The sequence below is a fragment of the Curtobacterium sp. RIT-PI-V genome, assembly GCF_025642935.1.
GTDB lineage: Bacteria > Actinomycetota > Actinomycetes > Actinomycetales > Microbacteriaceae > Curtobacterium.
The window spans coordinates 125,008-147,585 of record NZ_JANZKM010000003.1; the positions used below are offsets into that span (position 1 = coordinate 125,008).

Consider the following 22,578-nt stretch of genomic DNA (forward strand, 5'->3'; position numbering starts at 1 on the left):
GTCCACCGGGCGACGATCCGGCCTGGAGGCTCCTGCCGCAGTTCCGTAGGATCGGTCGCGATGTCCGATCAGCAGTCCACCCCGCCTTCCGTCCCGGAGCGTGTCCGCGCCGCCGTCGCCGCCGTGCGTGCCTCTGCTGCACGTCGTCCGGTCCCGTGGATCGCCGGTGGTCTCGCGGCGCTGCTGGTGGTCGGCTCCGGCGGTGCCGTCGCGGTCGCGGCGGCCATGACACCGGACACGCGCACGACCGCCGCGCCAGCGGCCACATCGAGCGCGGCCGCGACGCCGAGCCGGTCGGCCGCCACCACGAAGCGTCCGACGAGCACGCCGACACCCACCCCGGCCGCCCGCACCGTGCCGGAGGACCCGGCCGGTCCCTCCGCCCTGCGCACCTGCTCGATCGCTGGCGCGGCGTCGGCGAGCGGTCTCGGCGCGTTCGAGGGCTACGTCATGGACGCGAAGACCGGCGAGGTCCTGTTCTCGAAGGACGGTGACAAGGCCGCCCAGACCGGCAGCGTCATGAAGACCCTGACGACGGCGACGGCGCTCGCCGTGCTCGGGGGCACCCACCGCATCCCGACCACGGTCACGCAGGAGTCCGCCGGGACCATCGCGCTGGTCGGGCACGGCGACGCCACCCTGTCGGCCGGCAACGGCACCGTCTACCCGGGGGCGCCGACGCTCGCGCAGCTCGCCCAGCAGGTCAAGGCGAAGGTCGGCAACACCCCGGTCAGCACGATCGTGACCGACGACACGTACTGGAGCGACGCCGACGCGTGGGACCCCACGTGGCCGGTGTCCGAACGCACCATCGGGTACCAGCCGAAGGTCACGGCGCTCATGGTCGACGGTGACCGGGCGAACCCGGCTGCGGCGACCTCGCCCCGGTCCGAGGACCCGGTCGGCCGTGCGGGTACCGCGTTCCGGACGGCACTGGCGAACGCCGGGGTCGCCGGGGCGGGGTCGGCACAGATCGTCAAGCGCGCCACGACCAGCACGAACACCATCGCGACGGTGTCGTCGCAGCCGGTGTCGACGCTGATCGGGCAGATGATCCCGAACTCGGACAACACCCTCGCCGAGATGCTTGCTCGGGTGTCGTCGAAGGAGTCCGGCTCGAACGGTTCGGCGGCCTCGCTGACCTCGGTGTACCGGTCGGCGCTCGGCTCCTACGGCGTCGACCCGGCCGGCATCGTCATCAAGGACGGTTCGGGCGAGAGCGCCGCGAACGCGGTGTCGCCGAACTTCGTCGCCCACCTCATGGTGCAGGTCGCCGCCGGTGCGAAGGGCCTCGGCACCCTCGCGAACGCCCTGCCCGTGTCTGGCCAGTCCGGCACCCTCGCCAGCCGCTTCACCGGCGCGAACGCCGTCGCCCGCGGCAAGGTGCACGCGAAGACCGGGTGGATCGACAGCGCCAACACCCTCGGTGGGTACATCGACGCCGCGGACGGATCACGCCTGACCTTCGCGTTCTACGCCATCGGGTCGTCGCGCGCGGCCGCCCTGCCGGCGCTCGACGCGGTGACCGCGGCCGCCTACTCGTGTGGGAGCAAGCTCACCGACTCCTGAGTCACCGGGTGTTGGATGGGCCCATGGCACGGGCTCTCCTCATCGTCGACGTCCAGAACGACTTCACCGAGGGCGGTGCACTCGGGGTGACCGGGGGCGCGGCCCTCGCGGAACGGATCAGCGCGTTCCTCGGCCGGCACGCCGAGGAGTACGACCTGATCGTCGGCTCCCGCGACTGGCACCACGGCGACGACGACAACGGCGGACACTTCGCCGGACCCGAGGGGCCCGACTTCGTCGACACGTGGCCGGTGCACTGCGTGGCCGGCACACCGGGCGCCGAGTACCACCCGGAGCTCGACACCGAGCCGATCGACGTCGACGTCTTCAAGGGCCAGGGCACGCCGGACTACTCGGCGTTCCAGGCACGGACCGAGGCGGGTGTGCCGTTGCCGGAGATCCTGACCGAGCACCGGGTGCACTCCGTCGACATCGTCGGCATCGCCACCGACCACTGCGTCCGGGCCTCGGCACTCGACGCCCGTGCTGCCGACATCGACGTCGCGGTCTACGAGGACCTGGTCGCCGGCGTCGACGACGACCGCAGCGCCCGCGCGCTCGACGACGTCCGAGCGGCCGGCGGGCACGTCGACCGCAGCGACATGGACGAGGGGCTCGCGAACCCCGGAGGCGCACAGCTCTGACGCACCCGCCACCCCGCCGCCGGAGGTGTGGCAGCACCCGGTCTCAGACCAGCAGCTGGTGCTTCGCCAGGTCGCGGTAGAGCGGCGTCGACTCGACGAGCTCGGAGTGCGTGCCGGCGCCGACGACCCGGCCGTGCTCGAGCACCACGATGACGTCGGAGTCCACCACCGTGGAGAGCCGGTGCGCGATGACGAGCAGGGTGCGGTCCTCGGCGACGGCGTCGATCGCCAGTCGCATCTTCTGCTCGTTCACGCCGTCGAGCGACGACGTCGACTCGTCGAGCAGCAGGATCGGGGGAGCGGCGAGCAGGGCGCGGGCGATGGCCAGCCGCTGACGCTCGCCGCCGGAGAGCATCACGCCGTCCTCGCCGACCTGGGCGTCGAGACCGCGGGGGTCGCGGTGCAGCACCTCGCCGAGGTTGACCGCCTCGAGCACGCGGACGCAGTCGTCCTCGGTCGCGTCCGGCGAACCGAGCAGCAGGTTTGCTCGGATGGTGCCGGCGAGCACCGGGGCGTCCTGCTCGACGTAGCCGATCTGGGCGCGGAGCTCCTGGCGGTCCATGCCCCGGACGTCGATGCCACCGAGCCGGATGACGCCCTCGGAGGGGTCGTAGAACCGCTCGATCAGGGCGAGGGTCGTCGACTTGCCAGCACCCGACGGACCGACTAGTGCCACCCGCGAGCCGCGGGGAACGCGGAACGACACGTCGTGGAGCACCACGTCGTCGGCCGGACGCTCGTCGGCGAGGCGATCCGGGCCTCCCGGTCGATCCACCGCGCCGGACGCGACGGCGCCGTCCGGACCGGACGCATCCGCCGCAGCCGCGTACCGGAACGTGACGTGCTCGAACGTGATGGCGTCGTCGGAGGCGACCGCGACGGCGGGCCGCGCGGCGGCGTCGTCCTGCGCCTCGGTCGGCAGGTGCAGGATCTCCTCGATCCGGCCGAGCGCGCCGAGCGCCTGGGCGACCGCGACGGCGGCACCCATCGCCTGGCCGAGCGGCATGATCATCATGAACAGCAGCAGGATGAACGTGATGAGCGTGGCGATGGTGATGGTGCCCGCAGCGACCTGCGCGCCGCCGACGCCGAGCACGGCGATGAACGCCACCTGCATGACGATGCTCGCGACGGGCACGACGAACGCGGACATCTTCGCGATGTCGAGGCCGCGCCGGTAGGCCTCGGTCGCGTGTCCGTCGACCTCGTGCACCTCGCGCTCGGTGGCACCGGCCGCCCGGATGGTGCGGACGGCGCCGATGCCGCGCTCGACGGCCGCGGTCAGGTCGCCGACCTTCTCCTGCGCACGCTTCGACGCGACCCGGATGCGCCGGCTCAGTCCGCCGACGACCACGATCGCGACCAGGACGATGACGACCACGATCACGAGCAGCAGCGGGTCGATGATCGCCATCGCGATGATCGCGCCGATGAAGGTCAGGGCCCCGCCGATCGACTCGATCAGGCCCTGGGTCAGGACGGCGCGCAAGAGCGTGGTGTCGCTGCCGACCCGGGACACCAGGTCGCCGGTGCGACGGGTGTCGAACTCCGAGATCGGCAGGTTGAGGATGCGGGCGATGAGCTTGCGGCGCGTGGAGAGCACGACGCCCTCGCCCGCACGCTGCAGCAGGAAGTGCTGCACACCGTTCAGGACGCCGGCGACCAGGACGAGCCCGACGAGCAGCCAGACGAGCGTGCTGAGCGTGTTGCCCTGCTGCACTGCCGTGACGACCTGGTTGACGAGCAGCGGCTGCGCGAGCGACGCCCCGGCGCCGAGGATGCTCAGCACGATGATGACGACCATCGCCGGCTTGTTCTCGAACAGGTAGGACAACAGGCGGCCGAAGGTGGCGCGGGGGCCGTCGGTCTTCTTGGGGCGCGCGAAGGGGAGACTCATCGTGTTCCTAGTTTCTGCCGTACTTCTTGTGCACTGCCTGTCGGCTGACACCGAGCAGGGTCGCGATCTCCTGCCACGACGCCCCGGCGTTGCGGGCGGCGCGGGCAGCGAGCTCTTCGGTCCGGTCGAGTTCACGGCGGAGCTCGCGCACGTTGGCGAGGGCGGAGAACGGGTCGTCCCCGGAGGCTCCGGCCGCGAGGCTCGTGATGGTCGGGCGGTCCATGGGTGTCAACCTACATTGACGTGCCGACAACTGTCAACCTGAGTTGACGGACAGGCTGGTGCGACGGCGTCTTGCGCCGGGAAGTGGGCGTGCGCGCACGACGGACGGGCGCGCCCTGCTCAGCGGCAACGCGAAGCGTTGCGCAGGGCGCGCCCGTCCGTCAGGTGGTCGCGTCTCAGGCGTCCGCGAACTCCTTGCTCTTCGTCTCGCGGACGAAGAGCAGCGCGACGAGCGTCACGACGGCGGCGATCGTCAGGTACAGCCCGACCAGGAAGATGTTGCCGTCGGCCTGCCACAGCGCCAGGGCGATCGTCGGTGCGAGCGAGGCACCGAGGATCGACGCGACGTTGTACGCGATCGCCGAGCCGGTGTACCGGACGTTCGTCGGGAACAGCTCCGGCAGCAGGGCCCCCATCGGCCCGAAGGTCAGCCCCATCAGGGACAGCCCGACGATCAGGAACGTCACCACCGTGATCGGACCCTGGGACGCCGCGAACCAGAACTGGAACGTGAGGCCGAACAGTGCGATGCCGATCGTGGTCGGGATGAGGGTCTTCCGGCGCCCGAACTTGTCGGCCAGGATGCCGGCGATCGGGGTGAAGATGCCGAAGAACACGACGCCGATCATGAGCAGTGTCAGGAACTCGCCGCGGCTGTAGCCGAGGCCGACCTTCGGGACGAGCGGACCGGCCTCGGCACCGGTGGTGCCGTACGACAGCGTGAACGTGGTCATGAAGTAGAAGAGGACGTACGTCGCGACCATGCCGAACGTGCCGACGATGAGCGCCTTCCACGAGGTGCGGAACACCCGGCCCAGCGGGATCTTCGCGACCGTGCCGGACTCCTGCACGCCGCGGAACACCGGCGACTCGACGAGCTTGAAGCGCACGTACAGCCCGACGATGACGAGCACCGCGGAGAGGAGGAACGGGATGCGCCAGCCCCACGCCTGGAAGTCGGCGTTCGGGGTGCCGTCGGCGCCGGCGGGCATCGCGGCGTTGATCGCGATGAACAGGCCGTTCGCGAGCAGGAAGCCGATCGGAGCGCCGAGCTGCGGCATCGAACCGAAGACGCCGCGCTTGCCCTTGGGGGCGTTCTCGGTGGCGAGCAGTGCCGCACCGGACCACTCGCCGCCGAGGCCGACGCCCTGGGCGAAGCGCATCACGGCGAGCAGGACCGGCGCCCACACGCCGATGGTGCTGAACGTCGGCAGGCAGCCGATCAGGAACGTCGCGGTGCCCATGACGAGCAGCGACGCGACGAGTGTGGTCTTGCGGCCGACCCGGTCACCGAAGTGCCCGAAGATGATCGACCCGATCGGTCGCGCGAAGAAGGCGAGGGCGAACGTCACGAACGACGACAGCTGCGATGCCGTGGGGTCCTCGTTCGGGAAGAACAGCGTCGGGAAGACGAGGACCGCGGCCGTCGCGTAGACGTAGAAGTCGTAGAACTCGATCGAGGTGCCGACGAGGCTGGCGATGACCACGCGCGAGCGCGGGTTGCCTGCTGGTGCCGGAGCTGAGGTCGGGGTTGCTGGTGCCGGTGCGGCGGTCATGGGTGTCGTGTGGTCTTCCGTGGTGCGCGCTCCTGGCAGGGAGCACGGATACCCGAAACGGCGGACACCGATCGGTTCGCGCAGGGTGGCGCGGGCACCGATCGGGTGCGTTCGGTTGGTGGGGGACCGCTTGTGACGGAAGACAACATGGTACGACAGATGTCGCCCACCTGCGAATCAGCCCTGAGTCAGCTGTTGGCGCCTGCGCCCGCCCCGGCTTCGAGGTGCGCGGGCAGCTGGTGCCCCATCCGGTCGCGCTTGGTGTCGAGGTAGCCGGCGTTCTGCGCCGAGACTCCGACGACCAGCGGCACGAGCGACTCGACGGTGATGCCGTGTTCCTCGAGCTGGCGACGCTTCTCGGGGTTGTTCGACAGCAGTCGCACGCGGGTGATCCCGAGGTCGGCGAGGATGCCCGCGGCGCCGCCGTAGGCACGGGAGTCGGCCGGCAGCCCGAGCGCCAGGTTGGCGTCGAGCGTGTCGAGGCCGTCTTCCTGCAATCGGTAGGCCTTGAGCTTGTTGATGAGCCCGATGCCGCGTCCTTCCTGCCCGCGCAGGTAGACCACCACCCCGCCCTCGGCAGCGATGGTGTCGAGTGCGGCGTCGAGCTGGGGCCCGCACTCGCACTTCAGCGAGCCGAACGCCTCGCCGGTCAGGCACTCGGAGTGCACGCGGACCAGGGCGCTGTCGGACGGGGCGGACCCGTCGGGCAGCGCGCCGATGATCGCGACGTGCTCGGCGCCGGTCACGAGGTCGCGGTAGGCGCGCATCTGGAACGTCCCGTGTGTGGTGGGGACGTTCGTCGACACCTCGAACTGGACGGGGCTGCCCGGGGTGGAGGAGGTCAGCGCGTCGGTCATGGGGTGCTCCGGTCGTTCGTGGGCCCGTCGTCTCCGAACCCGGGTGCTGCGTCGTGCTGCTGCGGTGTCTGCGGCTGCGCTGTCTGTTGTGGCGCTGTTTGTAGTGGCGCTGTCTGCGGCTGCGCTGTCGCGCTGCGCTGCGGTCGGGCTCGGACCAGCAGGTCAGGGCCCAGGCTGGTGGTCGATAGTACGTCCAACCGCCGACGCCCGGACATGCTTCCCACCCCGAGGTCGTCGAGGGCGAACCGGGGCCCGCCGAGCAGGACCGGGGCGACGTACACGAGGTACTCGTCGACGAGCCCGGCGGCGATGAGCGCGGACGCGACGGTGGGGCCGCCCTCGACGAACACCGAGTGCACGCCGTGCCCACGCAGGGCGGCGAGCGAGGCGGCGAGGTCGTGCCCCGGCAGCGTCACGAGCCCGCGGGGGTGTCGCCGGACCGCGGCGTCGTCGGGGACGGCGCGGTCACCGAGCACGACCGCGAGCGGCTGGTCGGCGAGGAGTTCGCCCGCGTCACCTCGAGCGGTCAGGCTCGGGTCGTCGGCGAGCACGGTGCCGGTGCCGACCAGGATCGCGTCGTGCGCGGCACGCTGCTCGTGGACGTGCTGCCGGGCTGCGGCGCCGGTGATCCACTTGCTCGTCCCGTCGGCAGCCGCGGCGCGGCCGTCCAGGCTCGAGGCCCACTTCACGGTCACCCACGGGCGTCCGAGGCGGACCGACAGGAGCCACCGTTCGAGGAACGCCTCGGCCTCGTCGGCGAGCACACCGGACACGACGTCGACCCCGGCGGCGCGGAGGCGGTCGGCACCGCCGTGCACGTCCGCGCCCGGATCGTCGATCGCGTACACGACACGGGCGACCCCGGCCTCGATCAGGGCGACGGCGCAGGGGCCGGTGCGGCCGGTGTGGTTGCAGGGTTCGAGGGTGACGACGGCCGTCGCGCCGCGCAGCTGTGCCGGATCGACCTTCGCCATCGCGTCGACCTCGGCGTGCGGGGTTCCTGCACCCTTGTGCCACCCCTCGGCGAGGACGTCGCCAGCGGGGGAGAGGATCACCGCGCCGACCCGTGCGTGGTCGCCCACGACGGGCCCGAGGGCCGCGAGCTCGAGCCCGCGGCGCATCGCCCGGACCTCGGTGGGTAGTGCCGTGTCGCTCACGGATCGAGCCTACCGGCGGTGGATCGGTGACGCGTCATCGTCGGGAACGCGGCGTCATGCGGGACCGGGTCACGGGGCGTTGCGTCACGGAGCGTCGGGCCACGAGAGGTCCGATGCGGGCGTGCCGTCGGCACGGCGCAGGGCGGTCCAGGCGGTCGTCGGGCCGCCGTCGCGTCCGGGGATCCGGGCGGGCCCGACGCCGGTGAACGAGAACCCGGCGTTGCGGGCGACCGCGGCCGACGCTGTGTTCCCCTCGTAGCACTCCCAGTAGACGTCCGGAGCCCCGTCGGCGACGGCCCAGTCGACGACGAGCTCGACCGCATCGTGCATCAAGCCGGCGCCGCGGGCCGAGGGCGCCAGCCAGAACCCCAGGTCGCGGCCGGCCGTGCGGTACCCGATGATCCCCTCGAGCCAGGAGGACCCACTGCGACGGATCGCCCAGGTGTACTCGCGGTCCGACGCCCAGCCAGGACCGACCAGGGCGTCGACGAAGGTCCGTGCGTCCTGTTCGCGGTACGGCGTGGGGATCGTCGTCCAGCGGACGATGTCCGGGTCCTGGCAGGCGTCGGTGATCGCCGCGGTGTCCGCCCGGGTCGGGACGTCGAGTCGGACCCGGGCGGACTCCAGCGTGACCGGCAGCACGATCAGCCGCGCGAGCGCGGGACGAACCCGATCCGGTCGTACACGCGCGCCAGGGTCTCCCGCGCGATGGACTCGGCACGGTCCGCGCCGACGGCGAGCAGCCGGTCGAGTTCCGCTGGGTCGTCGAGCAGCTCGAGCGTGCGGGTGCGGACCGGCTCGAGCTCGGCGACGACGGCGTCGGCGACCGCGCCCTTGAGGTCCCCGTAGCCCTTGCCCGCGAACGATGCCTCGAGTTCGGCGACGGGGGTCCGGCTGAAGGCGGACAGGATCGCGAGCAGGTTCGTCACACCCGGCTTCGCCTGCCGGTCGGAGCGGATCTCGCGCTCGTCGTCGGTGACGGCCGACTTGATCTTCTTCGCGGTGCGCTTCGGGTCGTCGAGCAGCCGGATCAGGCCGCTGTCGGACGCCGCCGACTTGCTCATCTTGCTCGTCGGGTCCTGCAGGTCGTAGATGCGCGCCGTCTCGGTGCCGATGCGGGCCTCGGGCACGACGAACGTGTCGCCGAACCGCGAGTTGAAGCGTCCGGCGAGGTCGCGGGTGAGCTCGACGTGCTGGCGCTGGTCGTCTCCGACCGGTACGACCTTGGTGTCGTACAGCAGGATGTCGGCGGCCATCAGGACCGGGTACGTGAAGAGCCCGACCGACGCGGCCTCGGACCCCTGCCGCGCCGACTTGTCCTTGAACTGGGTCATCCGGCTCGCCTCACCGAACCCGGTGAGGGTGTTGAGCACCCAGGCGAGCTCGGCGTGGGCTGGCACGTGCGACTGCACGAACAGCGTCGACTTCGTCGGATCGATGCCCGACGCGATGTACTGCGCGGCCGTCGCCCGGGTGCTCGCGCGGAGCTCGGCCGGGTCCTGCGGCGAGGTGATCGCGTGCATGTCGACGACGCAGTAGATGGCGTCGAAGTCGTCCTGCAGGTCGCGCCACTGCATGAGCGCCCCGACGTAGTTGCCGAGGTGCAGCGAGCCGGCGGACGGCTGGATGCCCGAGAAGATGCGGGTCTTGGTCATGGTGGTGTTCCTGTGGGTCAGGTGGAGCGCAAGGAGTGGGGATCAGAGTTCGTAGTCGACGACCACGGGAGCGTGGTCGGACCATCGCTGGTCGTACGCCGCGGCGCGGTCGACCGTGTACTCCGTGACCTTCGCCGCGAGGTCCGGCGTGGCCATCTGGTAGTCGATGCGCCAGCCGGTGTCGTTGTCGAACGCCTGGCCGCGCCAGGACCACCACGTGTACGGCCCCTCGACGTCGCCGGCCTGCGCACGACCGACGTCCACCCAGCCGAGCCCCGGGCCCGTCGAGCCGTCGGCGCCCTCGACCGGTTCGCCGTCGGCACCGAAGAAGCGCGAGAAGTAGGCACGCTCGCGCGGCAGGAAGCCCGCTCGCTTGACGTTGCCCTTCCAGTTCTTGATGTCGCGCTGGTCGTGCCCGACGTTGAGGTCACCGACGACGACGGCGAGCGGGTTGTGCGCGCGGAGGGCGGGCAGCCGCTCGGTCATGGCGTCGAGGAACTTCCACTTCTCGTCCTGCTTGGGGGTGTCGACCTCGCCCGAGTGGACGTAGGTGGACACGACCGTGACCGTGGTGCCGCCGATCTCGTAGTCGGCCTCGAGCCAGCGGCCGGCGGAGTCGAACTCGTCCGGTCCGAGGGCGACGCGGTGGATCTGGGCGGAGTGTCGCGAGGCGATCGCGACGCCGGCCCGGCCCTTGGCGGTCGCCGGGTCGTGCACGATGTCCCACTCGTCGCCGAGCAGACCGGCCAGGTCCTCGCTCGACGCACGGACTTCCTGCAGGGCGAGCACGTCGACGTCGCGGGTGGCGAGCCAGTCGCCCATGCCCTTGCGGAAGGCGGCGCGGACGCCGTTCACGTTGACGGATGCGAGGCGCAGGCGTGTCATGCCGACCACCTTATCGGCGGGCGCCGACAGCCTGCGGACCGCACCGGGTCGAGGTTCCACGACGCGCCGCGTGCCGTTCGCCGAGGTTCGACAGACCGACGCGCGCGACGCCGAGATGACGAGATTTCGGAACCCCGGCGGGAGCCGGACGGCGGGACGGACGGAGCGGGCCCGGCAGCAGCAGTACGGGCCGCCGCACGACGGACGGGAGGCACGGTGCCAGCTGGCACCGTGCCTCCCGTCCGTCGGATCCGCGCGATCAGGCCGCGTCGTGGTCCGTCTGCAGGAACTCGACCAGGCTGTCGGCGGTGGTCTCGGCGTCGTCGCCGGTCACGGTGAGGCTGACCTCGTCGCCGTTCTCGATGCCCAGGCCGAGCAGGGCGAGGATGCTGCCGGCGTTGCCGGACTTGTCGCCCTTGGCGATCGTGACCTGGTGGCCGGAGGCCGTCACGGTCTGGACGAAGAGGGACGCGGGGCGCGCGTGCAGGCCGGACGCGCTGGCGACGGTCACGGTGCGGGTGGCTTCGGACATCGATGTACTCCTGTCGATGGGTGGTGCGCTCATGCTAGCGAGCGCCGGATGGGCGGGTCGGGCGAGCGGTCAGGGTCGACCGGGCCAGAACACCTCGGTGCCGGCGGCCTCGACCTCGCGGACCAGGTCGAGGTTGACGGCGGGGTCGGTGATGATCGTGTCGATGGCGGCGAGGGGTGCGACGCGGCCGAACTCCTCGCGGCCGAACTTGGTGTGGTCGGCGAGCAGGATGCTCCGGCGGGCGGACTTGATCATCGCCGACTTCACGGCGGCCTCGGCCATGTTGTGGGTCGTCAGGCCGCGCTCCGGCGTGATCCCGTTGATGCTCACGAAGGCGACGTCGACGCTCACCATGCCGATGAGCTGGTGTGTCCACGTTCCGACGCCGGCCAGGGAGTCGCTGCGGATGTTGCCGCCGAGCAGGTGCAGGTCGATGCCCGGGCGGTTCGCGACGGCCATCGCGACGGGGAGCGAGTGCGTGACGACGGTGAGTCCGCGGTCGGTCGGCAGCATCTCGGCGAGGCAGATGGTGGAGGTGCCGGCGTCGATCATGATCGAGCCGTTCTCCGGCAGCTCCTCGAGCGCGGCCTCGGCGATGACCATCTTCTCGGCCTGGTTGATGCCGCCGCGGTCGCCGACGCCGGGGTGGATCGTGATGCGCTCGACCGGGATCGCGCCGCCGTGGGCGCGTCGGACCAACCCGCGGCGCTCCAGGCTCGTCAGGTCGCGGCGGATGGTCTCTGGAGTGACCTCGAGCAGCTCGGCGAGGTCCTTGACGTCGACCCGCCCCTGCGCGCGCGCCTGCTCGACGATGCGCTGGTGGCGTTCTGGTGCGTACATCGGACCTCGTCGTCTCCTGGTCGGAACGGAACGGACATGACCGGGCACGAACCTGACGGAACCGAGCCGAAGCGGCTGGCCGCCAGACGCAAACGGGCATCTGTTTCTGCATTTTTATCCCCGGATGTGTTTGTTTGTCAACGCGGATCGGGGTAGTGTGCTGCTCAGCCGCACCGGCGAGGTCCCGTCTCAGCCGTGCGCGCACCGAACGAACACCCCACCGCAAGCGCGTGTGAGATGAAGGAGTCTCGAATGTCCGAACTGCTCGGCACCGGCGTCGGTCGTGGCGTCGCCCACGGCCCCGTGCTCCGCATGGCGGACCCGCTCGGCGAACCGTCGAAGGACGCCCTGACCGGTTCGGCGGACGACGCGAAGCAGGCCGTGCACGACGCACTGGCCGCGGTGGCCGAGGACCTCAACAAGCGCGGACAGCTCGCCGGCGGCGACGCCCAGGCCGTGCTCGAGGCGCAGGCGCTCATGGCGCAGGACCCGACCCTGCTCGACGACGTGCACACGCGCATCGACGGCGGCACCAACGCCGAGCGCGCCGTGTACGAGGCGTTCGCCCAGTTCCGCGACCTGCTCGTCGGCATGGGCGGCTACATGGGGGAGCGCGCAGCCGACCTCGACGACGTCGCCCAGCGCATCATCGCGAAGCTCCGCGGCGTGCACGCCCCCGGTGTCCCCGAGTCGGACACCCCGTTCGTCCTCGTCGCCCGTGACCTCGCTCCGGCCGACACCGCTCTGCTGGACCTCGACAAGGTCCTCGCGCTGGTCACCCGCGACGGCGGACCGACCTCGCACACCGCGATCCTCGCTCGCGCCAAGGGCATCACCGCGATCGTCGGCGTCACCGGAGCCGACGACCTGGTCGACGGTCAGTCGATCGTCGTCGACGCCGTCGCCGGCACGGTCGTCACCGAGCCGTCCGAGTCGCTCGTGGCCGAGGTCGAGCAGCGCATCGCCGACCGGCTCGCCGCGGCCGCAGCACCGCTCACCGCCGGTGCCCTGGCCGACGGTCACGTCGTGCCCCTGCTCGCGAACCTCGGCAGCCCCGCCGACGCCGCGGGTGCCGTTGCTCTCGGTGCGGAGGGCGTGGGGCTCTTCCGCACCGAGTTCCTCTTCCTCGACTCGCCGAAGGCGCCGACCGTCGACGAGCAGGCCGAGTCCTACCGTCAGCTCCTCGCCGCGTTCCCGGGCAAGAAGGTCGTCGTCCGTGCGCTCGACGCCGGCGCCGACAAGCCGCTGCCGTTCCTCACCGACAAGGACGAGGAGAACCCGGCGCTCGGTCGTCGCGGACTCCGTGCGCTGCGCAACCACCCCGAGGTGCTGCGCGACCAGCTCGTCGCACTGGCCCAGGCGGACGCCGCGACCGAGGCCGACCTCTGGGTGATGGCCCCGATGGTCGCCGACGCCGAGGAGACCGAGTACTTCGTCACCCTGGCCCGCGAGCTCGGCATCCGCACCGCCGGCGTCATGGCCGAGGTGCCGTCGCTCGCACTGATGGCCGAACAGGTGTTCCAGAACGCGGACTTCGTGTCGATCGGCACGAACGACCTGACCCAGTACACGATGGCCGCCGACCGCATGCTCGGCACCGTCGCGTCGTACCAGGACCCGTGGCACCCCGCCGTCCTGCGCCTCGTCGCGCAGCTCGGTGCGGCCGGTGCCGACGCGGGCAAGCCCGTCGGCATCTGCGGTGAGGCCGCCGCCGACCCGCTGCTCGCCGTCGTGCTCGTCGGCCTCGGCGCCACCACCCTCTCCATGACCCCCGCGGCCCTGGCCGACGTGCGCGCCGAACTCGGTCAGCACACGCTCGAACAGGCCCGCGAGATGGCCCAGGCGGCACTCGCCGCGTCCACGGCGGCGGCCGCGAAGTCCGCCGCAGCGGCCGCGCACGCCGTCTGATCCACCCAGCACCACCACCCCTTCACACCGCAGCAGTCCCACCACACAGAAAGTCACCGCACATGACAACGTCGTCCGTTGCAGCGCCCGACGCACCCGCGAAGTCGCGGGGCGGCGCACGCGTCGCCGTTCAGAAGTTCGGCACGTTCCTCTCCGGCATGGTCATGCCCAACATCGCGATCTTCATCGCGTGGGGCATCATCACGGCCTTCTTCATCCCGGACGGCTGGACGCCGGTCGCCGCGCTCGGTGGATCCCGCGACGGCAGCGTCGTCGGTGTCGTCGGCCCGATCCTGACCTACCTCATCCCGCTCGCGATCGCGATCCAGGGTGGCCGGATGGTCTACGAGACCCGCGGTGCCGTCGTCGGGTCGATCTTCTCGATGGGCGTCATCCTCGGGTCCGACTCGACGATGATCCTCGGTGCGATGATCTGCGGGCCGCTCGGTGCGTACATCATCAAGCAGCTGGACCGTCTGTGGGACGGCAAGATCAAGCCGGGCTTCGAGATGCTCGTCAACAACTACGCCGCTGGCATCCTCGGGTTCGGGTTGTTCCTGGCCGGGTTCTTCTGGCTGTCGAAGGTCTTCACCGGGATCGCGACCGCACTCGGTGCAGCTGTCGAGTTCCTGATCAACCACTCCCTGCTCCCGCTCGCGAGCGTGTTCATCGAGCCGGCGAAGGTGTTCTTCCTCAACAACGCGATCAACCACGGCGTGCTCGACCAGCTCGGCGTGGACCAGGTCAAGGAGTCGGGCAAGTCGATCCTGTTCCTGCTCGAGGCGAACCCCGGCCCCGGCCTCGGCCTGCTGCTGGCGTTCACCATCTTCGGTGTCGGCATCGCCCGTTCGACCGCCCCCGGCGCGATCATCATCCAGTTCTTCGGCGGCATCCACGAGATCTACTTCCCGTACGTGCTGCAGAAGCCGGTCATGTTCATCGCGGTCATCCTCGGTGGCGGCACGGGCGTGCTGACGAACGTCATCTTCAACTCCGGCCTGACGGCACCTGCGTCCCCCGGATCGATCTTCGCGGTGTTCCTGAACACGCCGCGGGACAGTTTCCTCGGCGTCACCCTGTCGGTCGTCCTGTCCGCGGCAGTCACGTTCGCGGTCGCGTCGTTCTTCCTCCTCGCCACCCGCAAGCGTGACCGCGAGATGGGCAACGACGGGGACATGAGCGCCGCGATGGCGAAGCTCCAGGCGAACAAGGGCCGCGACGTCAACTCGGCGACCGCCGGCCTGCTCGGCGGCAACGCCCCGGCCAGCACCGAAGAGGCCGCCGCGTCGGGCACCACCGCCACTGCAACGAGGGTCCAGAACCTGGTCTTCGCCTGCGACGCCGGTATGGGCTCGAGTGCGATGGGCGCCAGCGTCCTGCGCAACAAGATCAAGAAGGCGGGCATCGAGGGGGTCACGGTCTCCAACAAGGCGATCGCGAACCTCTCCGGTGACGAGGACCTGATCATCACGCAGGAAGAGCTGACGGACCGCGCCAAGCAGAAGAACCCGAACGCGCAGCACGTGTCGGTCGGCAACTTCATGAACGCGCCGCAGTACGACCAGGTCGTCGAGCAGCTCAAGAACCAGTAACGCCACCACCAGTAACGAAGTGCAGTATCGGAGGGGACGGGGACACCCCCGTCCCCTCCGACACGACCTCGAACACCAAGGAGAACCACGATGCCCGTCCTGCAGGAGAGCCAGATCCGGATCCACACCGAGGACACCGCGCCGACCAAGTCGGAGGCGATGAAGGAAGCGGCCGAGATCCTCGAGGCTGCGGGCGCGGTCACCTCGGACTACTACCCGGCGATGCTCGAGCGTGAGAAGAGCGTGTCCACCTACATGGGCAACTTCCTCGCCATCCCGCACGGCACGAACGACGCGAAGGACGCCATCAAGTCCTCTGCGCTGTCGTTCATCCGCTACGCCAGCCCGATCGACTGGGACGGCAACCCCGTGCGTTTCGTCGTCGGCATCGCCGGCGTGAACAACGAGCACCTCGACATCCTGTCCAAGATCGCGATCGTGTTCTCCGACGAGGACGAGGTCCAGAAGCTCACCGACGCGGCCGACACCAGCGCGATCCTGTCGATCCTCGGCGAGGTCAACGAGTGAGCACCACCGACCGGGGCACCGCCGTCCACTTCGGTGCCGGCAACATCGGCCGCGGCTTCGTCGGCCTGCTCCTGCACGAAGCGGGCTACGAGGTCGTCTTCGCCGACGTCGCCGCGCCGCTCATCGACGCCCTCGCCGCCGCCGACTCGTACACCGTGCACGAGGTCGGCACCGGCGCCGAGGACCACGAGGTCACGAACTTCCGCGCCCTGAACAGCGCGCAGGACGAGGACGGCGTCGTCGCCGAGATCGCCGCTGCCGCGATCGTCACCTGCGCGGTGGGCCCGAACGTCCTGAAGTTCATCGCCCCGGTGATCGCGCGAGCGCTCCAGCAGCGCGACGCGGACGCGGCGCCCATCGCCGTGATGGCGTGCGAGAACGCCCTGAACGCCACGGACCGTCTGCGCGAGTTCATCGTCGACGCGCTCCCGGCCGACGGCCGTGACGCGGCGCTCGCGAAGGCCGTGTTCGCGAACACCGCCGTCGACCGCATCGTGCCGGCCCAGCCCGAGGGCGCCGGCCTCGACGTCACCGTCGAGACCTACTTCGAGTGGGCCATCGACCGCACGCCGTTCGGCGGCGACGAGCCGGAGATCCCCGGCGCGCACTACGTCGACGGCCTCGCTGCCTCGATCGAGCGGAAGCTCTTCACGGTGAACACCGGGCACGCCACCGTCGCGTACCACGGCTTCGTCGCCGGGGCCGACAAGATCTCCGACGCCATCGCGATCCCCGCCGTGCGCTCCGAGCTCGAGTCCGTCCTCGCCGAGACGAGCGACCTGCTCGTCCGCCGCCACGAACTGGACCCCGAGGTGCACCGCGCATACGTCCAGGCGATCATCGCCCGGTTCGAGAACCCCCACCTGCCCGACACGGTGACACGCGTCGGCCGGCAGCCGCTCCGCAAGCTGTCGCGCGACGAGCGCTTCGTCTCGCCCGCCGCGGCGCTGGCCGAGGACGGCACCGAGCCGACCGCGCTGCTCGACGCGATGGGCGCGGCGCTCCGCTTCGACGTCGCCGACGACGAGCAGAGCGTCGAGCTGCAGGCGCTCCTGGCCTCGGACGCGTCCGATGCCGACGTGGTGACGCAGATCACCGGCCTCGCCGCGGAGCACCCGCTGCACGCGGCGTTCGCAGATCGCGTGCGTACCGCGCGCGGCTGACGCTCTCGACACGGCCCAGTGATGACGGGAGGCCCGGTGCCAGCTGGCACCGGGCCTCCCGTCATGACGTGGTCACCGCGACGGCCCCACCCTGATGGTGAGTCCGCCGTGGTCCACCGTCAGCCGCACCGCCACCACGGTTCCGAACGGGTCGCCGTCGAGCTGGACCTGCTCGGGCTGGTCCAACTCGAGGTCGAGGACCCGTGCGCTCGTGTACCGCAGCGTCCGGGTGGCCGGGATGAGCCACGACAGGAACCGGCCGAACCCGGTCCGGTGGAAGAAGCGGTTCAGCGACAGGCCGTAGCCGACGCCGGCCCAGCCGACCGTCCGACCGGGGCGGAACGCGACCGCGTCGAGCACCCCGTCGTCCGGCTTCGCGGCGGGCAGTAGCAGGACGCCGGCGGTCAGGGTGCCGCAGTTCCCGACGATGACGGTGTGCGCCCGCATCGTCCGGGTGTCACCGTCGTCGAGTCGGTACCGCAGGTCGATCTGCCGGTTGCCGATCACGGACCGCATGATCGGGTCGGAGTACGCGAGCCAGCCGAACCGCTTCTTGAGCCGTGCGTTGGTGTTGGCCGCCATGTTCGCGTCGAGGCCGATGCCCGCCATCACCAGGAAGGCGTGGCGCGTCGTCGTGCCCTGCGGGTCGGTGAGCTCGGCGAACGCGAGGTCGACCGGCCGATCGGTCCCGCTGAAGGCGGCTCGGACCGAGCCGGCGACGTCGTTCAGCGGGATGCGCAGGTTCCGGGCGTACAGGTTCCCGGTGCCGACGGGGAGCACGGCCAGTGGCACGCCGGAGCCGTGCAGCACCTCGGCCGCGACCCGCAGCGTGCCGTCGCCGCCCACGACGAGGACGACGTCCGGCGCGGTGGCGAGCGCATCGAGCGCGGCGGCGCGGCCGTCGTCGGACGCCGCGGTCTCGAACCACGTCGTGGGACCCCAGCCGTTCCGCGCCTCCTCTGCCGTGACGGTGTTGCGGAGGACCCGCAGGTCGACCTTGACGGGATTGACGACGATCGCGGCGCGCGGCATGAGAGGACGATACCGAACGGCCGTCGTCGACCAGGACGGACCGGTTCTGTCCGGTATCGGCTGATCCGGGTGAACCTGGGAGTCAGGATCCCGGAACACATGCGATGCGGACACACTCGGGAAACGGTGAACGCCGGGTGTCTCCGACGCTCTTTCGGCACTTCGCCATCACAGGCAGGGGCCGTCGTGGCCAGAACCCTCATCCTCCGTCCGCTCATCGTCGCCAGCACCGGGCTCGGGCTCGCCGCGGCGCTTGCCCTCGGCGCCTCCTCGGCCGCGTCCGCCGCCACCATCATCGACGGCCCTGTCGGTCTCGGGACCGCGGCGAGCTACGGCGTCCTCGGCGCGCAGACCGTGACGAACACCGGGCCGACCGTGGTCAACGGTGACCTCGGCGTCTCGCCCGGTACCTCGATCACCGGCTTCGGCGGCACCGGCAACGGGACCGTGAACGGCACCGTCCACCAGACCGACGCCGCGGCCGCGCAGGCCCAGTCGGACACCACGACCGCGTACAACGTGGCGGCTTCGCTGACGCCGACGCAGACCGGGCTCCAGGAGCTCAACGGGCTCAGCCTCAGCCCGGGCGTCTACAACGGTGACACGCTGCAGCTCGCGAACACCGGCCAGCTGACCCTGGCCGGCAGCGCGGACTCGGTCTGGGTGTTCCAGGCCGCGTCGACCCTGACGATCGGGTCCGGCACCAGGATCGTCATCACCGGTGGCGCCAGTTCGTGCAACGTGTTCTGGCAGGTCGGCAGCTCCGCGACCATCGGCAGTGCCGCACAGTTCCAGGGCACCGTCCTCGCCGACCAGTCCGTGACCGCCACGACGGGTGCGACGGTCGTCGGCCGACTGCTCGCCCGGAACGCAGCGGTCACGCTCGACGACAACACCATCACCCGGCCGACGAACTGCCCGGCTGCCGGAACGCCGTCCGAGAGCGTCGCGCCGACGATCACCTCGGGCACCCCGACCGACGCCACCGCCGGCACGCCGTACTCGTTCCCCGTCACCGCGACCGGCAACCCGGCACCCACGTACTCCGACGGCGGAACCCTGCCGCCCGGACTCACGATCAACCCGGACACGGGCGTCATCTCCGGCACACCGACCACGCCCGGCACCACGACGGTGACGATCACGGTCGACAACGGCACCGCACCGCCGGACACCGAGACCTACGTCGTGACCGTCCGCGCGCCGGCGCCCACCGCGACGCCGACGCCGACCGCTTCGGCCCCGGTGCCCACCGGTCCCGCCTCGACGGCTCCCGCGGTCCCGGTGGTCGGCGGCGACAACGGCGGCGGCACGACCGAACTGGCCTTCACCGGCAGCGATCCGACGATCCCGCTCACCGCGGCCGGCGTGATGCTGCTCGGCGGCATCGCCGTGATGGTGCTCCGTGCACGAACCTCCCGTACACGACGTCGACTCCCGTTGGAGGATCGCTGACGGGTGAGAGAGCCGGCGCCGTCAGTCATTCGGGTACTGACGGCGTCGGTGGCTCGGGGCGTAGCGTCGGCCGCATGACGAAGCACTGGGTGGCACCGCGGTTCGGTGGCAGCGAAGTCCTCGAGTTCGTGGACACCGAGGTCGCCGCACCCGGACCCGGCGAGGTCACCATCGCGGTCCGCGCCGCCGGCGTGAACCCCGCCGACACGAAGCACACGCGGCAGGGCGATCCGGCCGACCTGCCGGTGCCCGTCGGCTACGAGGTCGCCGGCGTGCTCACCGCGGTCGGACCGGACACCACCATCGCGTCCGGCGGGGGAGCGGTCGGCGACGAGGTCCTGGCGTTCCGGGTCGCCGGCGGTTGGACGTCGTCCCTCGCCGTCCCGGCAGCGGACGTCTTCGCGAAGCCCGTCGGGCTCGGCTTCCCCGAGGCGGCGAACCTGTTGCTCGCGGGTACCACCGCCGCGGACATGCTGCGCGTCACCCGTGCCGCGGGGCGCGACACCGTGCTGGTGCACGGCGCCTCCGGAGCCGTCGGCGTCAGCCTGCTGCAGCAGCTCCGCCTGCTCGGCGCGCGCGTCATCGGCACCGCCTCCGAGCACGGTGCGGCCGTCGTGCGACGCTTCGGTGGCGAGTGGGTCGCGTACGGCGACGGCCTGGAGGCACGGGTCCGGTCGCTCGCACCCTCCGGCATCGACGTGGCGCTGGACTGCGTGGGCACCGACGAGGCCGTCGACGTCTCGCTCGCGCTGGTCGCGGATCGCGACCGGATCGTCACGATCGCCGCGCCGGCGCGTGCCACCGAGGCGGGGTTCGCCGCCGTCGGTGGGGCGCAGCCCGCGAGCAAGGCGTTCCGCGACTCGGTCCGGCAGCGACTGATCGACCTGGCCGGGGCCGGACAGCTCGAGGTCCCGGTGGCGCGGACGTTCCCGCTCGCCGAGGCGAAGGCGGCCGCGGAGTTGCTGGAGTCCGGGCACCCCGGCGGCAAGCTGGCACTGCTGCCCTGACCTGGTCGGAGCGCTGTCGGAGCGCTGTTGCTGTGCTGTCCTCCGCTGGGGGGACGCGTCCGGTCGCTGCCGCTGCCAGACTCGACGGTGATCGCAGTCGGCCCCGGAAGGAACGAACCAGTGAGTGACCAGTACCCGCCGCACAACCCGTACGGCCAGCAGCCCGGACCGTACGGCCAGCAGCCCGGACCGTACGGCCAGCAGCCCGGACCGTACGGCCAGCAGCCGACCGGTCAGCGCCAGCCCCCGCTGTGGGCACCCTGGTACGGGATCCCGTTCGTGCAGGCGTTCCCGCGGTTCTGGAAGAAGTACGTCCGGTTCGACGGCCGCGCGAGCCAGTCGGAGTTCTGGTTCTGGGCCCTCTGGTACATGATCGGCTCGGCGGCCACCGGCATCGTCGGCGGGTTCTTCGACGTGCTGCCGTTCTTCGACGACGCGTCGAACGGTATGAGTGGGTTGTGGGCCCTGGCCTGCGCCCTCGGTTTCATCGCGCTGACGGTGCGACGACTGCACGACGTGAACCTGAGCGGGTACTTCGCCTTCCTCTTCATCATCCCGCCGCTCGGCGTGCTGTTCTCGCTGATCGTCGGTCTGATGGGCTCGAACCCGCAGGGGCAGCGGTACGACGAACCCCACCGTGGGTGACGAGCGGCGGCCTCGCGACGGTTCTGGTTGACTCGGACCCGACTACCAGCCAACGATCGAGGGGGACACCGTGAGTGACCAGTACCCGCAGAACCCGTCCGGCCAGCAGCCGGGCGGCCAGCCGAACCCGTACAACGGAACGCCACAGTACGGCCAGCAGCCGGCGACCGGACCGAACGGCGAGCCGCCGATCTGGGCCCCCTGGTACGGGATCTCCTTCGGCAAGGCCGTCGGACGCTTCTTCAAGAAGTACGCGACCTTCAGCGGCCGTGCGAGCCGCAGCGAGTTCTGGTGGTGGTACCTGGCGAACGCGATCGTCGGCATCGTGCTCGGCATCCTGTACGCCATCGGTTTCGCCACCTCGGAGCGCTCGACGGTGTCGATGTCGACGGACACCTCGGCGAGCGTGCAGTCGACGGTGACCAGCCCGTCTGCGCTCTTCGTGGTCGCCGGCATCCTCGCGCTGCTCTGGGGTCTCGCGATCATCATCCCGACGCTCGCCCTCGGCTGGCGACGCCTGCACGACGCCAACCTGCCCGGTGCCCTGTGGATCATCGCGATCTTCGTCGGCATCGTCGGCATCGTGTTCGGCCTGCTGCCCTCGAACCCGCAGGGAGAGCGCTACGACCGACCCACCGGCGCTCGATGAGCAACGACACACCGCAGTGGGGCCAGCCCGGCGGCGACCAGCCGTCGGGGCAACCTGATGCTGGGCAGCAGCAGCCGGGGTACGGCCAGCAGCCCGGGTACGGCCAGCAGCCCGGTCCGTACGGCCAGCAGCCTGGTCCGTACGGGCAGCAGCCCGGGTACGGGCAGCAGCCCGGGTACGGGCAGCAGCCCGGGTACGGCCAGCAGCCCGGGTACGGCCAGCAGCCCGGGTACGGCCAGCAGTACGCCGACCCGTACCCGCAGGCCGGTCCGCCGATCCCGGTCGGGCCGGACGGAGCGCCGCCGCTGTGGGCACCCTTCTACGGTGCCGGCTTCCTCGACGCCTTCACGCGCTTCTTCAAGAAGTACGCCAGGTTCGACGGGCGCGCCAGCCGCAGTGAGTACTGGTACTGGATCCTGGCGAACGCTATCGTGACCCTCGTTCTGTACGGCGGGTTCATCGCCGGCATCATCTCGTGGAGCGCCTCGACGTCCACCACCGACGAGTACGGCTACACGCACAGCGAGGGCTCGCCCCCGGCCTGGATCTTCATCCTGCTCGTCCTGTACGGCCTCTGGTGGCTCGCGACCCTCATCCCGAACATCGCACTGGGGTGGCGCCGCGTGCACGACGCGAACCTCGCCGGTCCGCTCTGGCTCATCGGGATGTTCGTCGGCATCGCCGCGATCGTGTTCGGCTGCCTGCCGCCGAACCCGGCCGGTGCGCAGTACGACCGTCCCGACCAGGCGTAACGCCGCACAACGGCGATCGGCCCGCACTGCGCG

21 protein-coding genes and 1 pseudogene are annotated in these 22,578 nt (G+C 70.9%); 11 read left to right on the top strand and 11 right to left on the bottom strand.

What is annotated here, in order from left to right; all coding sequences use genetic code 11:
• Nucleotides 1–60 precede the first annotated feature (60 nt).
• On the top strand, nucleotides 61–1,569 hold the full coding sequence (gene dacB / locus OGL88_RS03995; RefSeq protein WP_263089869.1) for a D-alanyl-D-alanine carboxypeptidase/D-alanyl-D-alanine endopeptidase: 1,509 nt from the start codon (nucleotides 61–63) through the stop codon (nucleotides 1,567–1,569).
• Nucleotides 1,570–1,592: 23 nt separating this feature from the next.
• Nucleotides 1,593–2,213 carry an isochorismatase family protein gene (locus OGL88_RS04000; RefSeq protein ID WP_263089871.1) on the top strand — a complete coding sequence of 207 codons (621 nt, stop codon included), beginning with the start codon at nucleotides 1,593–1,595 and terminating at the stop codon, nucleotides 2,211–2,213.
• A gap of 43 nt (nucleotides 2,214–2,256) precedes the next feature.
• Here OGL88_RS04000 and OGL88_RS04005 read toward each other — a convergent pair whose 3' ends face one another.
• The 10 genes and pseudogenes from OGL88_RS04005 to OGL88_RS04050 all read right to left on the bottom strand — a co-directional run bounded on the left by OGL88_RS04005 (nucleotide 2,257) and on the right by OGL88_RS04050 (nucleotide 11,814).
• Nucleotides 2,257–4,110 (bottom strand): ABC transporter ATP-binding protein, encoded by a 1,854-nt coding sequence (locus OGL88_RS04005; RefSeq protein WP_263089873.1) that lies wholly within the window; start codon nucleotides 4,108–4,110, stop codon nucleotides 2,257–2,259.
• Nucleotides 4,111–4,117: 7 nt separating this feature from the next.
• Nucleotides 4,118–4,333, bottom strand: coding sequence for a helix-turn-helix domain-containing protein (locus OGL88_RS04010; protein ID WP_123292166.1), 216 nt, complete (start codon nucleotides 4,331–4,333; stop codon nucleotides 4,118–4,120).
• Between the two features lie 175 nt (nucleotides 4,334–4,508).
• Nucleotides 4,509–5,888, bottom strand: coding sequence for an MFS transporter (locus OGL88_RS04015; RefSeq protein ID WP_263089876.1), 1,380 nt, complete (start codon nucleotides 5,886–5,888; stop codon nucleotides 4,509–4,511).
• Between the two features lie 188 nt (nucleotides 5,889–6,076).
• A pseudogene (gene ribA / locus OGL88_RS04020) lies at nucleotides 6,077–6,712 on the bottom strand (GTP cyclohydrolase II); the annotation flags it as partial.
• 29 nt (nucleotides 6,713–6,741) lie between these two features.
• Complete coding sequence (gene ribD, locus OGL88_RS04025; RefSeq protein ID WP_263089957.1) at nucleotides 6,742–7,866, bottom strand: bifunctional diaminohydroxyphosphoribosylaminopyrimidine deaminase/5-amino-6-(5-phosphoribosylamino)uracil reductase RibD; 1,125 nt, start codon at nucleotides 7,864–7,866, stop codon at nucleotides 6,742–6,744.
• Nucleotides 7,867–7,986: 120 nt separating this feature from the next.
• Entirely contained in the window at nucleotides 7,987–8,544 is a 558-nt protein-coding gene (locus tag OGL88_RS04030) for a GNAT family N-acetyltransferase (protein WP_263089878.1), read from the bottom strand.
• A gap of 2 nt (nucleotides 8,545–8,546) precedes the next feature.
• Complete coding sequence (gene trpS, locus OGL88_RS04035) at nucleotides 8,547–9,557, bottom strand: tryptophan--tRNA ligase (RefSeq protein WP_263089880.1); 1,011 nt, start codon at nucleotides 9,555–9,557, stop codon at nucleotides 8,547–8,549.
• Between the two features lie 42 nt (nucleotides 9,558–9,599).
• Nucleotides 9,600–10,442, bottom strand: a complete 843-nt coding sequence (locus OGL88_RS04040) for an exodeoxyribonuclease III (RefSeq protein WP_123292347.1) — start codon at nucleotides 10,440–10,442, stop codon at nucleotides 9,600–9,602.
• Nucleotides 10,443–10,701: 259 nt separating this feature from the next.
• Nucleotides 10,702–10,974: an HPr family phosphocarrier protein gene (locus OGL88_RS04045; RefSeq protein WP_111086640.1), complete on the bottom strand. Its 273-nt coding sequence runs from the start codon at nucleotides 10,972–10,974 to the stop codon at nucleotides 10,702–10,704.
• Nucleotides 10,975–11,043: 69 nt separating this feature from the next.
• Nucleotides 11,044–11,814 (bottom strand): DeoR/GlpR family DNA-binding transcription regulator, encoded by a 771-nt coding sequence (locus OGL88_RS04050; RefSeq protein WP_111086639.1) that lies wholly within the window; start codon nucleotides 11,812–11,814, stop codon nucleotides 11,044–11,046.
• A gap of 252 nt (nucleotides 11,815–12,066) precedes the next feature.
• Here OGL88_RS04050 and ptsP point away from each other — a divergent pair, with 252 nt between their 5' ends.
• The 4 genes from ptsP (at nucleotide 12,067) to OGL88_RS04070 (ending at nucleotide 17,005) form a co-directional block, all read left to right on the top strand.
• Nucleotides 12,067–13,722 carry a phosphoenolpyruvate--protein phosphotransferase gene (gene ptsP / locus OGL88_RS04055; protein WP_263089883.1) on the top strand — a complete coding sequence of 552 codons (1,656 nt, stop codon included), beginning with the start codon at nucleotides 12,067–12,069 and terminating at the stop codon, nucleotides 13,720–13,722.
• Nucleotides 13,723–13,784: 62 nt separating this feature from the next.
• Entirely contained in the window at nucleotides 13,785–15,314 is a 1,530-nt protein-coding gene (locus OGL88_RS04060) for a PTS mannitol transporter subunit IICB (RefSeq protein WP_240347356.1), read from the top strand.
• Between the two features lie 90 nt (nucleotides 15,315–15,404).
• The gene (locus tag OGL88_RS04065) at nucleotides 15,405–15,842 is read left to right on the top strand and encodes a PTS sugar transporter subunit IIA (RefSeq protein ID WP_123313772.1); all 438 of its coding nucleotides are present in this window, start codon (nucleotides 15,405–15,407) and stop codon (nucleotides 15,840–15,842) included.
• Nucleotides 15,839–17,005, top strand: a complete 1,167-nt coding sequence (locus OGL88_RS04070; protein WP_263089886.1) for a mannitol-1-phosphate 5-dehydrogenase — start codon at nucleotides 15,839–15,841, stop codon at nucleotides 17,003–17,005. The genes OGL88_RS04065 and OGL88_RS04070 overlap by 4 nt, the downstream gene beginning before the upstream one ends.
• A 72-nt stretch (nucleotides 17,006–17,077) precedes the next feature.
• On the opposite strand, the gene OGL88_RS04075 is transcribed toward OGL88_RS04070, so the two are convergent.
• On the bottom strand, nucleotides 17,078–18,037 hold the full coding sequence (locus OGL88_RS04075; protein ID WP_263089889.1) for a diacylglycerol/lipid kinase family protein: 960 nt from the start codon (nucleotides 18,035–18,037) through the stop codon (nucleotides 17,078–17,080).
• Between the two features lie 186 nt (nucleotides 18,038–18,223).
• On the opposite strand from OGL88_RS04075, the gene OGL88_RS04080 reads away from it, so the two are divergent.
• From OGL88_RS04080 to OGL88_RS04100, 5 genes are all read left to right on the top strand, one after another.
• A complete protein-coding gene (locus OGL88_RS04080; protein WP_263089891.1) occupies nucleotides 18,224–19,492 on the top strand; it encodes an ice-binding family protein in 1,269 nt (422 codons plus the stop codon).
• A gap of 74 nt (nucleotides 19,493–19,566) precedes the next feature.
• Entirely contained in the window at nucleotides 19,567–20,499 is a 933-nt protein-coding gene (locus OGL88_RS04085; protein ID WP_263089893.1) for an NADP-dependent oxidoreductase, read from the top strand.
• Between the two features lie 120 nt (nucleotides 20,500–20,619).
• The gene (locus OGL88_RS04090; RefSeq protein WP_263089895.1) at nucleotides 20,620–21,144 is read left to right on the top strand and encodes a DUF805 domain-containing protein; all 525 of its coding nucleotides are present in this window, start codon (nucleotides 20,620–20,622) and stop codon (nucleotides 21,142–21,144) included.
• A 70-nt stretch (nucleotides 21,145–21,214) separates the two neighbouring features.
• On the top strand, nucleotides 21,215–21,793 hold the full coding sequence (locus OGL88_RS04095) for a DUF805 domain-containing protein (RefSeq protein ID WP_263089897.1): 579 nt from the start codon (nucleotides 21,215–21,217) through the stop codon (nucleotides 21,791–21,793).
• Nucleotides 21,790–22,545, top strand: coding sequence for a DUF805 domain-containing protein (locus tag OGL88_RS04100; protein WP_263089899.1), 756 nt, complete (start codon nucleotides 21,790–21,792; stop codon nucleotides 22,543–22,545). Before OGL88_RS04095 ends, OGL88_RS04100 begins: the two co-directional genes overlap by 4 nt.
• Nucleotides 22,546–22,578: the final 33 nt, after the last annotated feature.